Below are 14932 nucleotides of genomic sequence, written 5' to 3'. Positions count from 1 at the left end.
GATATTATTTTGTTCAACACTTGTTCGGTGCGTGAAAAAGCACAGGAAAAAGTGTTTAGCGATTTGGGTCGTGTCAAACACCTGAAAAAATCCAACCCCAACCTGATTATTGGCGTGGGCGGTTGCGTGGCCAGCCAGGAAGGCAAGGCGATTGTTGACCGCGCCCCGTATGTGGATGTGGTGTTTGGTCCTCAAACGCTGCACCGATTGCCGCAACTGATCAAGCAGCGCCGAGACACACACCGGCCCCAAGTGGACATTTCTTTTCCTGAAATTGAAAAGTTCGATAATTTACCCTTGGCCAAGAACACTGGTGCCACTGCATTTGTATCCATCATGGAAGGTTGCAGCAAGTATTGCAGTTTCTGTGTGGTGCCCTACACGCGCGGTGAGGAAATTTCCCGTCCGTTTGATGATGTTCTGGTAGAAATCGCTGATCTCGCAGACCAGGGTGTGCGGGAAATCAATTTGCTGGGGCAAAACGTGAATGCCTATCGCGGGAAGATGGGCGATACCAGCGAAATTGCAGATTTTGCGCTGTTGCTTGAATATGTCTCGGAAGTGCCAGGTATTGAGCGGATTCGCTTTACCACCTCGCACCCCAAGGAGTTTGGTCCGCGCCTTATTCAGGCATATGCCAAGTTGCCCAAACTGGTGGATCATCTACATTTGCCTGTTCAGGCGGGTTCGGACCGAATACTTTCAGCAATGAAGCGCGGATATACCGCACTGGAATACAAGTCGATCATTCGCAAACTGCGTGAAATTCGCCCAAATATTTCAATGTCTTCTGATTTCATCGTGGGATTCCCAGGTGAATCCGAGGCCGATTTCGAGAAAACCATGGACCTGATCAATGCCGTGGGTTTCGACACTTCGTTTTCCTTCGTATACAGCCCACGCCCCGGAACGCCTGCGGCGGATCTTGAGGACGGTGTTGACCAAGTGACCAAACTCAAGCGTTTGGCGCGCCTCCAAAAAACAATTCAAGACCACGCCACCAGCATCAGCAAGTCCATGGTGGGTACACGTCAAAAGGTGTTGGTTGAAGGTCCATCCAGAAAAGACCCCGCCGAGTTGGCAGGGCGGACCGAGAACAACCGGGTGGTTAACTTTGCAGGAAATGCTCGCATGGTGGGGCAAATCGTTGAATTAGACATTGTGGAGGCTTATCCCAATTCCTTGCGCGGACAGGTGCCGATCACGGCTGCCTGATATCCGTCATTTTTTTCGGTTATCCTTGAGCCGTTATTGTTTGCAGAGGTTTATCCTCCCGTATGTCAGAACCGAGTCCGTCGCAGGTCCCCAGTAAAAAAGAACGGGGCCTGCTAGAACGTTTGTCTTCGTTGTTGCTTCGCGAGCCTGAGGACAGGGAGCAACTGTTGGAAGTGCTACAACAGGCCCATGAAAGAAATCTACTGGACGCTGATGCGCTCTCAATGATTGAGGGTGTCATGCAGGTTAGCGACCTGTCTGCGGGAGACATCATGGTGCCCCGGGCGCAGATGGATGCGATCAACGCTGAAGATTCTATCGACCAAATTGTGGCTTTTGCAGTTGAAAAGGCGCATTCACGTTTCCCGGTGTACGAGGGCGAACGTGACAACGTAATCGGTGTCTTGCTGGCCAAGGACCTGCTTCGCATACATGCCGACTCAGAAGTCAATTTACGAGACATGTTGCGCCCGGCGGTCTTTATTCCTGAAAGCAAACGCTTGAATGTATTGCTGCATGATTTTCGCCTGAACCGAAATCACATCGCCCTTGTGGTTGATGAATATGGTGGAGTAGCTGGCTTGCTGACCATCGAAGACGTGCTTGAGCAAATTGTGGGCGACATTGAAGACGAGTATGACTTTGATGAAGAAGCCGACAATATCGTGAGCCTCGGCGGAGATCAGTTGGGCCTATATCGCGTCAAAGCGTTAACCACGATTGAACAGTTCAATGAAACATTTGGAACCGAGTTTTCAAATGAGCATGCAGATACCTTGGGCGGATTGCTGACCGACCAACTGGCGCGCCTGCCCGCGCGTGGCGATGTGGTTGAATTGCCACCTTTTCGCTTTGAAGTATTGCGTGCAGACGCTCGGCAAGTGCACCTGCTTCGGGTTCAGAAAATTGAACCTGCACCCGATAACACCAATACCAATTCATTCACCGAGAACTCCGACTACGACAGGCCCACTTGATGTACTCCTTTTTGGCAGGCGCGTTTTTGGGGGCGCCTTGGGTGTTGTCATTCGCCCCACTTTCCCTGTGGTGGCTTGGCTTGGTGCTGCTCGCAGTGTTGCCTTTTGTGGCCCGGAAAACCAGCCGCCCTTGGCTGACCGGCCTGGCATTTGGTTGGTCGGCCTACGGCTTTGGTGTTTCATGGTTGCACATTAGCCTGCACACCTATGGTGGTTTGCCTTCCATGCTGGCTTGGGCGGCCATTGCCGCCTTTACGCTTTATTTGGCACTTTTTCCTGCCTTGGCCTTGTGGATTTACTGTCGTTTTTCGGTTCTGCGCGAGCAGTCGTTACTTGGCACAACATTTAACGCATTGCTTTGGGCTGCCCTTTGGACGTTTTTTGAATGGGCTCGTGGCACATTCATGACCGGTTTTGCCTGGCTGGGACTAGGCGACGCTTTGGTCGATTCCCCATTTACCAACTTGTTGCCTTGGTTGGGCAGCTACGGCAGTTTGTTTGTATTGATGCTGTTTGCTCATCTTGTTCTCTCTTTTGTAATGAATCGCCGACCCAGCAAGGTGTTTGCAGCGGCTGCTGTGTTGGGTGGCTTGCTGGTGCTGGTGCAGGTACCTGTGAAAACCCGAAGTGCAAGTCCTCTGACCGTGGTCGGGGTGCAAACCAATGTCGATCAAAGCATCAAGTTTGATCCTGATCTGATTGTCTCGAACATGCAAAAAGCCTTCGCCTTGGGCGATGTGGCCAAGCAACAGCTGTCCCAGCAGGGGGGCGGTTTGCTTGTGTTTCCCGAAACGGTGAATCCATTGGTGTGGACCGACACCCCGGTTGAATGGAGAACCACATTTCGCGACTTTGCAACGCCGGGCGAAACTGCCGTGATCATGGGATCGGCCATTCAAGAGGGTTCTCGATATTTCAACTCCATTGTCATGTTTCAAGGTAACGAGGCCTTGGAAGCGCTTGAGGTGCCAGAAACACGCCATGACAAAAGGCATTTGGTGCCGTTCGGTGAATTTATTCCACTTGGCTTCAAATGGTTTGTGGCCATGTTGAATATGCCCATGGGCGAGTTCACCTCCGGGTCAGGTCCTCTAAAGCCTTTCATGGTCCGCGGCAATGCCTTGGCTTCCACAGTGTGTTACGAAGATATTTTTAGTGGTGAGTTTGCAGGATTGGTCGCCAATTCCACCCAAGAACCGTCCATGTTTGTGAATTTGAGCAATCTTGCCTGGTTTGGTCAGTCCTGGGCTCTTGATCAGCATGCTCAAATGGGCCGTACCCGGTCGGCTGAACACCGCAAGCCTGGCTTGCGTGTCACCAATACGGGAGTGTCCGGTATTGTGAACGAGCACGGCCAGTGGACCCAGCGCGTTGAGCCCGGGCAGGCCTTGGTGTGGTCGGGGCAAGTCGAAGGCCGGTTGGGTAAAACCTTTTTCGCAAAGTGGGGCGATCGCCTGTGGTTTTCAATTTGGGGAGTGGTCCTTCTACTGCTGTGCGTGCGTGAATGGCGCCTGAGGGCTTACAATAGAGCCCATTCAATCAATCTGTAAAATTTAAAAGCCATGTCAATTAGTCCAGTCAACGAAATCGTTGAAGAAATGCGTGCAGGCCGCATGGTTATTCTCGTCGACGAGGAAGACCGTGAAAACGAGGGAGACCTTGTGTTGGCCGCAGACTTTGTTACGCCAGAGGCCATCAATTTCATGGCCAAGTATGGCCGTGGCCTCATTTGTCTGACATTGACCGAAGCTCGTTGTCGCGAGCTGGGCTTGCGCCCCATGGTGGCAGCCAATGGCTCCTCTCACGGTACCAATTTCACGGTCTCCATCGAAGCCGCAGAAGGTGTGTCGACTGGCATATCTGCAGCAGATCGCTCCCACACCATTCGTGTGGCGGTTAACAAGAACTCCAAGCCAGAAGACTTGGTACAGCCCGGTCATATTTTTCCTCTGACGGCAGTGAATGGCGGAGTCCTCATGCGCGCCGGGCACACTGAAGCGGGTTGCGACCTGGCTGCCATGGCTGGCCTTAGCCCGGCCTCGGTTATTTGCGAGATCATGAAAGACGACGGCACCATGGCCCGTTTGCCCGATCTGGTGGAATTCGCCAAAGAACACAACCTGAAGATTGGCACCATTGCGGACCTCATTCAGTACCGCAGTACCAAAGAGTCGCTGATCGAGCGTATGCACGAACGTGTTATTGACACAGTACAGGGTCAATTCAAGTGTATTTCCTTCCGTGACAAACCTACAGGCAGCGCACACTTTGCGTTGGTGTATGGTCAACTGAATCCAGACACCGAGGCTTTGGTGCGTGTGCACGAACCTACTTCGTTGATCGATTTTCTTGAAGTGAATTTGTCCGAACACTCCTTCTCCATCCCAGCGGCCATGAAGAAAGTGGTGGAAGAGGGGGCAGGTGTAATTGTGCTTCTGAACTGCGATGTGTCTTCTGATCGCTTGTTGGGGCAGTTTGCCTCGCTGGATGACATCGAGCAGCGCGGCATAACCGCGCGAAAAGGAGCAGGATCAAACCCTGACTTGCGCACTTACGGTATCGGAGCGCAAATTCTGCGTGATCTGGGTGTCAACAAAATGAAATTGCTGTCCCGACCACGGAAAATGCCAAGCATGACCGGGTTTGATTTGGAAGTGTCAGGTTATGTCAACGGAGAAACGAAATGAGCAACAGTCCAGGAAGTGTGCCTGCTAATTTGAATGGCGATGGCATTCGCGTGGGTGTGGTTCAGGCCCGCTTCAACGAAGAAATTACCAATGGTCTTTGGGCCGCCTGTTGCAGCGAATTGCTGCGCTTGGGTGTGCTGAACGAAGATATCTTGCACATCACCGTGCCCGGCGCAATGGAAATTCCAATCGCATTGCAGCGTCTGGCGTTTTCTGGTGAGTTTGATGCTTTGATTGCCCTGGGTGCCGTAATCAAGGGTGACACCTATCATTTTGAAATCGTATGTGGGGAAAGTGCCCGCGGCATTTCAAGCGTGGCCTTGGCGCACGATGTTCCCGTGGTGAACATGGTGTTGACAACCTACACCGAGGATCAGGCGATCGAGCGAATTGAAGACAAGGGGGTTGATGCCGCCCGCTGCGCCGTGGAAATGGGCAATTTAATGATGACGCTGGACGACAACCTGCCCGGCGTTGATGACGAGGAAGAAGACGATGAGTGAAGCCAGCAAGCCTGATTCGGGCAAGAGGCAAGGCCACACGCGCAACGCTCGTCGACGATCGCGTGAGTTGGCTTTGCAGGGCTTGTATCAATGGTTTTTAAATCCCACAGAAGTCGGTGAAGTCGATGCGCACATTCGTGATGCGCCTGGTTTTGACAAGGCCGATCGCGAGCATTACGAGTCGCTGTTGCACGGTTCGGTGCACCACTTGGAAGACTTGATGCATCAAATTCAGCCGTTCATTGATCGCCCATGGGGCGAGCTTAGCCCGGTGGAGAAAGCCGTGCTGGTACTGGCCAGTCATGAAATGAATACGCACGCTGAAATTCCCTATCGAGTGGTGATCAACGAGGCTGTTGAGTTGACCAAAACTTTCGGGGGCACTGACGCATTCAAGTTCGTTAATGGCGTGCTCGACAAGGTAGCCGCCCAGGCGCGCGATTCCGAAATCAAGGCGCAGGCGAACAGTCAGTCCAGCTAATATTCAAGAGGCGTTTTGGAATTCGACCTTATTCATCGCTATTTCAAAACTCCTTTTGGCAGGCTTGCACGGGCCAATGCCAACACGGTGCTGGTTGGTATCGGAGACGACTGTGCCACCCTCCAACTTTTACCTGGCCACCATCTATACACTTCCACCGACACCTTAGTGGAGGGTGTTCATTTTTTTTCAGATGACTCGCCTCATGCGACTGGTTGGAAAGCCTTAGCCTGTAACCTCTCCGATCTCGCTGCCAGCGGGGCGAGTCCTCTTGGTTTTACGCTGAATTTGAGTTTGCCCGAAATCAATGAAAGTTGGCTTGCCGATTTTTCTGCTGGTTTGCTCGATGTTGCTACCCGGTTTAACTGCCCATTGGTAGGTGGTGATACCACTTCATCTGGCCCCAATCCATCGAAAACTCTTTCAATCACCGTGTTTGGACAGGCCCCGATTACACACCGTGGATTCAACCGGGCGCACGCAAAAATCGGCGAAGAAGTCTGGCTGAGTGGCACACCAGGGCTCGCCCGTTTGGGGCTTTTGCTTGAATACCAAAGACGAGACCGCTTGGCGGAATGTTGTCAGGGTACCGAATTGCATCAGGTTCAGGTTTTGCTGGATGCGATGCCGGCACATCTCCGCCAGAGCGCTGTAATTCAGCTTGGCACGCCGCTTCCACGCCTTGAGCTTGGGGTACGACTACATGGACTTGCCAGCGCGTGCCTTGATCTGTCCGATGGTTTGAGTGGCGATTTGGCCCATATTTCCAAAGCAAGCGACGTGTCTGCGGTACTCGTCCAGTCGTCCCTGGAATCAATGTGGCGAGAACGTTGGCCAGAGATCTGCCAACGTGCCGATGCGGCTGAATTGTTGAAAATTTTGGTGACTCAAACTCTGAAGGGTGGCGATGATTTTGAATTGTGTTGGACAGCCCACCCGAACCACCACGATGCAATACAATCCTTTGGGGGAGGTCTGCATTGTGTGGGTTTCATTGAGCCCGGAAGCGGCATTTGGCTTCAATCGCCAAGCGCGGATCGTACTCGAGTATCTGCCCGTTCTTACAACCATTTTGCCGAGACCCAGAATTGAGCTCAATCCACCGTTCTCGACCTGACTGGCGGTTTATGCTGGCCCATCCGGCGCACTTGTTGGCATTGGGGTTTGGTAGTGGTTTGGCGTGGGTTTTGCCCGGAACCTTTGGCACATTGATGGGTTGGCTTTTGTATGTGTGGCTGGACCCCTACTTGGCTGCTGGTCAATGGGCTTGGGTAATTGGTGGTGCCTTCATCGCAGGTGCCTGGGCTTGCCAAATCACAGGAAAAGCATTGGGAATTATCGATCACGGGGGTATCGTCTGGGATGAAATCGTTGCGATCTGGCTGGTGTTGTTTGTGGCTTCTAATCATTTTTCCAGCCCCACGGAGCAATTGGCCTGCGTGGCACTGTTCAGATTTTTTGATATGGTGAAACCTCCGCCCATTCGCTGGTTCGATCGACACTGGAAAAATGGTTTTGGTGTAATGTTCGATGACATCGTCGCGGCTTTCATGACTTTGTTGATGCTGGCTGTCTATTTGTACTTTTTGAAGTGAATTCAACTTTGACCACTCTTGACAAAGCACTCTTGCTGCAAATTGCGGACACATTCAATGCATCGGCTGGCAAGCTCGGTGTAGTCGAATCCTGCACTGGGGGTGGGCTTGGTTCAGCATTGACCAGCCTTCCGGGCTCCAGTGACTGGTTTGAGGGCGGGTTGATCACCTATTCAAACAAAGTAAAAATGAAGTCGGTTTATGTGCGCGAGTCGACTTTGGAACAACACGGCGCAGTCAGTGAAGAATGCGTCAAAGAAATGGCCAATGGCGGAATGATTGCCTTGGGTGTGGACTGTTGTTTGTCAGTGTCTGGTATCGCCGGCCCTGGAGGTGGCTCGGCGGGTAAGCCAGTTGGCACTGTGTGGTTTGGTTTGGCGGTTCGACACAAGTCGATCGAGGCTTTTCACCATGTTTTTGAAGGTGATCGCGACGCCGTTCGTCAACAGGCGGTACAAGCCGGGTTAACCATTCTGTCAAAAGTATCACTCAAAAAGGCTGTATAGATTTACAGTAAAAACTGTGCAATAATTCAGAAATCGAAACCCAATTCAGTTGAAGGCAGACCATGGAAGATCTCAGAACCAAAAACCAATCCTCAGAAAAAGTCAAAGCCTTGGCCGCTGCGCTTAGCCAAATTGAAAAGCAGTTTGGCAAGGGCAGTATCATGCGTTTTGGTGAAAACGAGATCATCGACGACATCCAGTCTGTATCCACCGGTTCCTTGGGGCTCGACATTGCGTTGGGCATCGGCGGTCTTCCGCGCGGTCGAGTTGTAGAAATCTACGGCCCTGAATCCTCCGGTAAAACCACATTGACCTTGCAAGTCATTGCTGAAATGCAAAAACTGGGCGGCACCTGTGCTTTTATCGATGCTGAACACGCGCTCGATGTTCAATACGCCGCCAAATTGGGCGTTAATTTGCCCGATTTGTTGATTTCCCAGCCTGACACAGGTGAACAGGCACTCGAGATCGTGGATGCCCTGGTTCGGTCAGGCTCAGTTGATTTGGTGATTGTTGACTCCGTGGCAGCGCTGACACCCAAGGCTGAAATCGAAGGCGACATGGGCGACTCCTTGCCAGGTCTTCAAGCCCGACTAATGAGCCAAGCCTTGCGTAAATTAACTGCGAACATCAAGCGTACCAATTGTCTGGTTATTTTCATTAACCAAATTCGAATGAAAATTGGCGTCATGTTCGGCAGCCCCGAGACTACGACTGGCGGTAATGCCCTGAAGTTTTATTCCTCTGTTCGCCTGGATATTCGTCGAATCGGCTCTATCAAAAAGGGTGAGGAAGTAATTGGCAGCGAAACCCGGGTCAAGGTCGTAAAAAACAAGGTGAGTCCTCCCTTCAAACAGGCGGAGTTCGATATTCTTTACGGTCAGGGAACGTCACGAGAAGGTGAAGTTGTTGACCTGGGCGTGTTGCACGGATTTGTCGACAAAGCGGGTGCCTGGTATTCCTACAACGGTGAAAAAATCGGTCAAGGCAAAGACAACGCTCGCGACTTTTTGAAAGCCAACCCAGTGATGGCGGCTGAAATCGAGAATAAGATCCGCGAAAAGCTGGGGGTGCGCTTGCTTGAAGAAGCAGCCGCAGCGCCGGTGACCAAGAAAAAGAATGAAGTCGAAGACGCCGAATAAGTTGCCAGTTAAGTCAAACAGGCGTTCATTTGGAAGTGCCACAGGTTCGAGCAAACCTGTGGCGTCCGCAAAATCGAAAGTTGTGGCACTCCTGGCCCGCAGGGAACACAGTCAAACTGAACTTCGCGCCAAGTTACTGCAGCGTGGTTATGAACCCACTGAGGTAGAGGACGCCATTGAATGGGCAACTTCACATCAATTTCAATCCGATGAGCGTTTCAAACTAAGTCTGTTTCGCAGGCGTGCGCCCACATTTGGGGACCGTGCGATTGCCGCTGAGTTGGGGCAACACGGTTTGGCAGGCGTTAAATCGCTTTCGAACGATGATTCAGAACCCCAAATTTTGAGTACTGAAGAGGACCGGGCCTTCGACTGGATCAAGCGCAGGCAGTTTTCAAGCCTGGAGAGCGTTTTAGGCGTGGAGTCTGCTGTTGATCAAGCTCAATTGTTGGTTTTAAAATCCAAGGTTTATCGGGCTCTTTCAGCCCGTGGGTTTGAATTTGGCAACATTGAACGCGCCTGGCGGCGCATTCTAGCTGAGTTCAAATCCAATGCGTGATATGATCCACCTCGGCTTATGTGTTTCCATAGAAGTGATAGTCTAGTTAAATAACGAAGCGTTATTCAACGACACAAGAAGCAAAGAAAGAGATGGATAAAAACCTTCATAGCATGCCCGGCATGCCTCATCCTTGCCTCGGCTTTACGTCCGAGAACCCGCTTGCGCTGTCACGCGAAAAAAACACTCTCCACTTTACAATGTTGTCAGTTTGGTCGCCTTGTTGCGCCTAGCCGATTTGCATTAACTTTCCCAGCAAGGAATTCAAATGAAGATTCACGAGTATCAAGGCAAGGAAATTCTGAAGAAGTATGGTGTAGCTGTTCCTACCGGCTATCCCTGTTTTTCAATCGACGAGGCGATTGCTGCCGCAGAAAAACTGGGCGGCCCGGTTTGGGTGGTGAAGGCGCAAATTCACGCAGGTGGTCGCGGCAAAGCGGTGGCGTGAAAGTGGCAAAGAGCATGGACGATGTAAAAACGTATGCCAGCCAAATTCTGGGCATGCAGTTGATCACCCATCAAACAGGCCCAGAAGGCCAGAAAGTCAGCCGCTTGCTGGTTGAAGAGGGTGCCGACATCAAAAAAGAATACTACGTTGGCATGGTGGTTGACCGTGTTACGCAGCGTGTTTGCGTCATGGCATCTAGTGAAGGCGGCATGGAAATTGAAGAGGTGGCGGAACACACGCCTGAATTGATTCACAAGGTGTACGTAGATCCGGTTGCAGGCCTAACCGACTCCGAAGCAGACGATCTGGCCGTAAAAATTGGTATCCCAGCAGGTTCTGTTGCCAAAGCGCGAGTGGCGTTTCAGGGTTTGTACAAGGCATTTTGGGAAACTGACGCCAGCCTGGCCGAAATCAACCCACTGATCCTGACTGGCTCTGGCGACATCATCGCACTGGACGCGAAGCTGAACTTCGATTCCAATGCCTTGCATCGTCATCCCGAAATCGTCGCCTTGCGCGATCTGGCCGAAGAAGATCCTGCTGAAATTGAAGCCAGCAAGTTCGATCTAAGCTATATCAGTCTGGATGGAAATATTGGTTGCCTGGTGAACGGTGCTGGTTTGGCCATGGCCACCATGGACACCATCAAGTTGTTCGGTGGTGAGCCTGCCAACTTCTTGGATGTGGGCGGCGGTGCCACCACGGAGAAAGTGACTGAAGCTTTCAAAATTATGTTGAAAAACCCCAATCTAAAAGCCATTTTGGTGAACATCTTCGGCGGCATCATGCGTTGCGACGTGATTGCAGACGGCGTGGTGGCTGCATCGAAAGCGGTGGGTTTGTCGGTTCCCTTGGTTGTGCGCATGAAAGGTACAAACGAAGACTTGGGCAAGAAAATTTTGGCTGAATCCGGTTTGCCAATTATTGCAGCGAACACCATGGGCGAGGCTGCGCAAAAAGTGGTGGCTGCGACCAAAGGCGCTTAAGCGCCTGGTGCTCCACATTTGACAGCCATTCAACACGAAAAAGGATTTTCACAATGTCTATTCTCATTAACAAAGACACCAAGGTAATTACCCAAGGTATTACTGGTAAAACTGGTCAGTTTCACACGCGTATGTGCCGTGAATACGCCAACGGCAAGAACTGTTTTGTCGCAGGTGTAAACCCCAAAAAAGCTGGCGAAGATTTCGAGGGTGTGCCCATTTATGGCACCGTGGCCGATGCCAAAAAACAGACTGGTGCCAACGCATCTGTCATTTACGTTCCGCCTCCCTTCGCTGCGGCTGCCATTTGGGAAGCCGTTGAGGCTGATCTGGATTTGGTGATTTGTATCACTGAAGGCATCCCCGTTCGCGACATGATCGAAGTGCGTGATCGCATGCGTAGGGAAGGACGTAAAACCATCGTTGTCGGGCCAAACTGTCCAGGCGTCATCACGCCCGATGAAATCAAAATTGGTATCATGCCCGGCCACATTCACAAAAAGGGTCGTATCGGTGTTGTGTCTCGTTCCGGTACTTTGACCTATGAAGCGGTGGGTCAGTTGAGTGAGTTGGGCTTGGGTCAGTCTACAGCCGTGGGTATTGGTGGTGACCCCGTGAACGGGCTGAAGCACATCGACGTGATGCGAATGTTCAACGATGATCCCGACACCGATGCAGTGGTTATGATTGGTGAAATTGGTGGTAGCGACGAGGAAGAGGCAGCCTTGTGGGTGAAAGACAACATGAAGAAGCCTGTTGTTGGGTTCATCGCTGGTGTCACAGCCCCCCCCGGAAAGCGCATGGGTCATGCTGGCGCCATTATCTCGGGCGGTAAAGGCACCGCTCAGGAAAAACTGGCAATTATGGAAGAGTGCGGCATTACCGTGACCAAAGACCCGTCCGTGATGGGTCAATTGCTGAAGAAGGCAATCGGGGCGTAATTCGTCTGGGTCTATAAAAACCCCACCATTCACTCAGAATGGTGGGGTTTTTCTTTTTAACCCTAGCGGGGGTACTTCAAGCAGACTGAACACCGAAGAATGGTCTCTCAACACCACTTTTCGATGTGAGGAATGCGACGATGAATAATCCCAGAGCTTTTACCCGAAGTCAGGTTTCTAAGGGCTTCACCCTGATCGAGCTGATGATTGGCATTGCAATTATTGGCGTGCTGTCGGCCATTGCCATCCCTGCGTTTCAAGATTACTTGAACCGTGCAAAGGTTACCGAGTTAATGAATATTGCCCAGTCTTGCAAGGCAGGCATTATTGAATACACAGCCACAACAAACGCATGGCCAGCCAACGCTGGTGATGCGGGGTGTCAGTCCAACGTGGCTGCGCAAAGTCAGTACGCACGTCAATTGCTTGTGGGGGCAAACGGTAGAATTCAGGTTACTTTTCAAGCCAACACGGTCGCTGCCGGTATCGTTGCCAACAATTTCATTGCCCTTATTCCCTTCACGGGAGGTGCAAGGCACACAGACCCGTTGCAGCCAGTGGGTGAATGGCGTTGCGTGACCAACGTTACTCCGGAGTTCCGGCGCTATCTTCCCGCGGCCTGTCGTAACAACAACGTTAACTAAAGTTTACCGAGTGAAATCACTCTTGCCACCGCGTTTTTCAACGAGTTTGGTTTGAGTCATCACCATGCCTTTGTCGATCGCTTTCAGCATGTCGTAAATGGTGAGAAGCCCTACCTGAACACCGGTCAGGGCTTCCATTTCCACGCCGGTTTTGCCCACGGTTTGTGCGGTGCAGGTGCAATGAACCTCGCAGAGTTCATCGTTCAGTTCAAATTCAACTGCCAACCTTGTCAGGGGTAGCGGGTGACAAAGAGGAATAAGATCAGACGTACGTTTTGCACCTTGAATGGCTGCGATCCTTGCTACTCCCAGTACATCGCCTTTTTTGGCCGTTCCGGCCTTTAAAACCTGGTAGGCCTCGTTCCCCAGCTGTATGGTGCCAGTGGCCACCGCTTTGCGTTCGGTTTCACTTTTCCCGCCCACATCGACCATGTGTGCATTGCCTTCCTGGTCAAAGTGCGTAAGTCCGTTCATTGTTGTAATCCCCTGCTGACTAATCAATCAACTTCAAGGCGTTTACCTAAATTTACCCAAGGAAACCTTGCTGCAAACCGGAAGTTGATTGAACTTGTTTTTCATCGCGCTATCATACCCACACTACCACCGTAAAAAGCCCATGATGCGTCTTGATTTTAGGAAAAGTGTTGCGAGTGTGCTGTGCAGTACCCTGCTGCTGTCTTCCATGTTGTCGCCGATCGCGCATGCGGACGGCTTGAATAACTTGCCTAGCCTGGGTGATGCCGGCGGGGCTGAGCTTTCTGTTCAGGACGAGCGCCGGTTGGGCGCGTTAATCATGAAGGATTACCGGGCTTTTGGAGCGGTAAACACTGATCTTGAGATCACGGCTTACATCAGTCGATTGGGCAACAAGATTGTTCAAGCTGCATCGGAATCTCCGTCCAATTTTGAGTTTTTTCTGGTCACCGACAAATCAGTGAATGCATTTGCCATGCCCGGCGGCTATATTGGTGTGCATACTGGACTAATCGCAGCCTCTCAAACAGAATCTGAATTGGCCTCTGTGTTGGCTCACGAAGTGGGGCACGTAACCCAACGCCACATTGCCCGCCGGTTTGGGCAGCAAAAGCAAACCAGCCTTGTGGCCACTGCCGCCATGATTGCAGCATTACTGGTTGCTGGTTCTAATCCCCAGGCGGCTTCCGGCCTCATGGCGGCCGGTGCAGGCTACTCCATCGATCAGCAATTGTCTTTTTCTCGTGACGCGGAGCGGGAAGCAGATCGGGTTGGATTTTTAACCCTTCAGCAAGCGGGTTTTGATACCCAGGGCATGGTTGATTTTTTTGGGCGTTTGCAAACAGCATCCCGTCTATACGAAAACAATGCGCCTTCTTATTTGCGCACTCATCCGCTAACCACCGAGCGAATTGCTGATATTCGTAACCGGGCTGGCCTGGAAAGCAGCTCAAATCGAAATCAAAACCAGTCAAGCCTGGAATTTGAGCTTATACGGGTGAAGTCCATCGTGTTTGCAGAACGAAGTAATCAGCAGTTGGCTGATCGTTTGCGAACTTTCGAATCACCCAACGAGCAAGAGGGCATCAAAGATCCAGTTGCTTTAACTTATGGTCGCTCACTCGTGTTGAATTCGATGGGGCGTAAGCAGGAGGCCCTGGCAGCCAGTGAAAAGGCCATCGAGTTGTTCAAATCTGGGCAATCTGTGGTCAAGAAAACCGAGGTTCCCTTGCTGCTTCAAAGTCAACGCATGCGAATGGCTATGGATGTAAGCTTACCCTTGGCCTCGGCACCCATGGACCGGCGTCCTGTACGTGACCGCTCGGCCTTGAATGCGCAGGAAAAGGCCACGCTTGGGCAACTGACAGCCTTGCGAAATGAATTTAAAAGTGAAATGTCAGTCCGTCTTATGTATGCCGAGGGCCTGCAGCGTTTGGGGCTGTTTGCCGAGTCAGATGCATACCTGAAAGAGCTTTCCCAGGCCTATCGCTCGGTACCGGAGGTGTTTGATTTGCTAGCCCAAAGTGCCTTGGCCTTGAGAAAACCAGCGGAACATCACATGGCCTTGGCTCAGTCCTACAATGCACGCCAAGCCTATTTGCCCGCGATTGAACAGGCTGAAATTGCCAAGCGTTACGCGAAAGACAACTATTACTTGCTTGCGGAAATTGATGCCAAACAACGCGAATACAAGCGCAAAGCCGATGCTGAGCGTGAATTCGCCAAGTTTGGCAACTAATTGTGGTTGCTAGGTTTGGTAGTTAATCGTGAAGCC

15 protein-coding genes and 1 pseudogene are annotated in these 14932 nt (G+C 51.6%); 15 read left to right on the top strand and 1 reads right to left on the bottom strand.

Annotated elements, in window-relative coordinates; genetic code table 11:
- The 14 genes and pseudogenes from miaB to LMED105_RS14395 form a co-directional block, all read left to right on the top strand.
- A partial coding sequence (gene miaB, locus LMED105_RS14460) for a tRNA (N6-isopentenyl adenosine(37)-C2)-methylthiotransferase MiaB (RefSeq protein WP_008252684.1) occupies positions 1-1215 on the top strand: 1215 nt, incomplete at its 5' end.
- Positions 1216-1277: 62 nt separating this feature from the next.
- Positions 1278-2192 carry an HlyC/CorC family transporter gene (locus LMED105_RS14455; protein WP_008252680.1) on the top strand — a complete coding sequence of 305 codons (915 nt, stop codon included), beginning with the start codon at positions 1278-1280 and terminating at the stop codon, positions 2190-2192.
- Positions 2192-3742 carry an apolipoprotein N-acyltransferase gene (gene lnt, locus LMED105_RS14450; protein ID WP_008252679.1) on the top strand — a complete coding sequence of 517 codons (1551 nt, stop codon included), beginning with the start codon at positions 2192-2194 and terminating at the stop codon, positions 3740-3742. Before LMED105_RS14455 ends, lnt begins: the two co-directional genes overlap by 1 nt.
- A 12-nt stretch (positions 3743-3754) precedes the next feature.
- Entirely contained in the window at positions 3755-4879 is a 1125-nt protein-coding gene (gene ribBA, locus LMED105_RS14445; protein WP_008252678.1) for a bifunctional 3,4-dihydroxy-2-butanone-4-phosphate synthase/GTP cyclohydrolase II, read from the top strand.
- The gene (ribH, locus tag LMED105_RS14440) at positions 4876-5382 is read left to right on the top strand and encodes a 6,7-dimethyl-8-ribityllumazine synthase (protein ID WP_008252677.1); all 507 of its coding nucleotides are present in this window, start codon (positions 4876-4878) and stop codon (positions 5380-5382) included. The genes ribBA and ribH overlap by 4 nt, the downstream gene beginning before the upstream one ends.
- Positions 5375-5863 carry a transcription antitermination factor NusB gene (gene nusB / locus LMED105_RS14435; RefSeq protein ID WP_008252676.1) on the top strand — a complete coding sequence of 163 codons (489 nt, stop codon included), beginning with the start codon at positions 5375-5377 and terminating at the stop codon, positions 5861-5863. The genes ribH and nusB overlap by 8 nt, the downstream gene beginning before the upstream one ends.
- 15 nt (positions 5864-5878) lie before the next feature.
- Positions 5879-6955, top strand: coding sequence for a thiamine-phosphate kinase (thiL, locus tag LMED105_RS14430; RefSeq protein WP_008252675.1), 1077 nt, complete (start codon positions 5879-5881; stop codon positions 6953-6955).
- Positions 6956-6990: 35 nt separating this feature from the next.
- The gene (locus tag LMED105_RS14425; RefSeq protein ID WP_008252674.1) at positions 6991-7458 is read left to right on the top strand and encodes a phosphatidylglycerophosphatase A; all 468 of its coding nucleotides are present in this window, start codon (positions 6991-6993) and stop codon (positions 7456-7458) included.
- Positions 7459-7466: 8 nt separating this feature from the next.
- Entirely contained in the window at positions 7467-7964 is a 498-nt protein-coding gene (locus LMED105_RS14420; RefSeq protein WP_156799715.1) for a CinA family protein, read from the top strand.
- A 62-nt stretch (positions 7965-8026) separates the two neighbouring features.
- Complete coding sequence (gene recA, locus LMED105_RS14415; RefSeq protein WP_008252672.1) at positions 8027-9106, top strand: recombinase RecA; 1080 nt, start codon at positions 8027-8029, stop codon at positions 9104-9106.
- A gap of 58 nt (positions 9107-9164) precedes the next feature.
- Positions 9165-9665 carry a regulatory protein RecX gene (locus tag LMED105_RS16545; protein WP_008252670.1) on the top strand — a complete coding sequence of 167 codons (501 nt, stop codon included), beginning with the start codon at positions 9165-9167 and terminating at the stop codon, positions 9663-9665.
- Between the two features lie 268 nt (positions 9666-9933).
- A pseudogene (gene sucC, locus LMED105_RS14405) lies at positions 9934-11099 on the top strand (ADP-forming succinate--CoA ligase subunit beta).
- A gap of 53 nt (positions 11100-11152) precedes the next feature.
- Positions 11153-12040 carry a succinate--CoA ligase subunit alpha gene (gene sucD / locus LMED105_RS14400; protein WP_008252667.1) on the top strand — a complete coding sequence of 296 codons (888 nt, stop codon included), beginning with the start codon at positions 11153-11155 and terminating at the stop codon, positions 12038-12040.
- A gap of 140 nt (positions 12041-12180) precedes the next feature.
- Complete coding sequence (locus LMED105_RS14395) at positions 12181-12684, top strand: pilin (RefSeq protein WP_040513642.1); 504 nt, start codon at positions 12181-12183, stop codon at positions 12682-12684.
- A gap of 3 nt (positions 12685-12687) precedes the next feature.
- Here LMED105_RS14395 and moaC read toward each other — a convergent pair whose 3' ends face one another.
- On the bottom strand, positions 12688-13158 hold the full coding sequence (gene moaC, locus LMED105_RS14390; protein WP_008252665.1) for a cyclic pyranopterin monophosphate synthase MoaC: 471 nt from the start codon (positions 13156-13158) through the stop codon (positions 12688-12690).
- A 142-nt stretch (positions 13159-13300) separates the two neighbouring features.
- Between moaC and LMED105_RS14385 the strand changes: the two genes are divergently transcribed.
- Entirely contained in the window at positions 13301-14896 is a 1596-nt protein-coding gene (locus tag LMED105_RS14385) for a M48 family metallopeptidase (RefSeq protein WP_008252664.1), read from the top strand.
- The last annotated feature ends 36 nt before the right edge of the window (positions 14897-14932 follow it).

The sequence above is a fragment of the Limnobacter sp. MED105 genome (assembly GCF_000170915.1).
Classification (GTDB): domain Bacteria; phylum Pseudomonadota; class Gammaproteobacteria; order Burkholderiales; family Burkholderiaceae_B; genus Limnobacter.
Note: the sequence above shows the minus strand (reverse complement) of the source record. Positions and strands in the feature narration are given on the sequence as shown.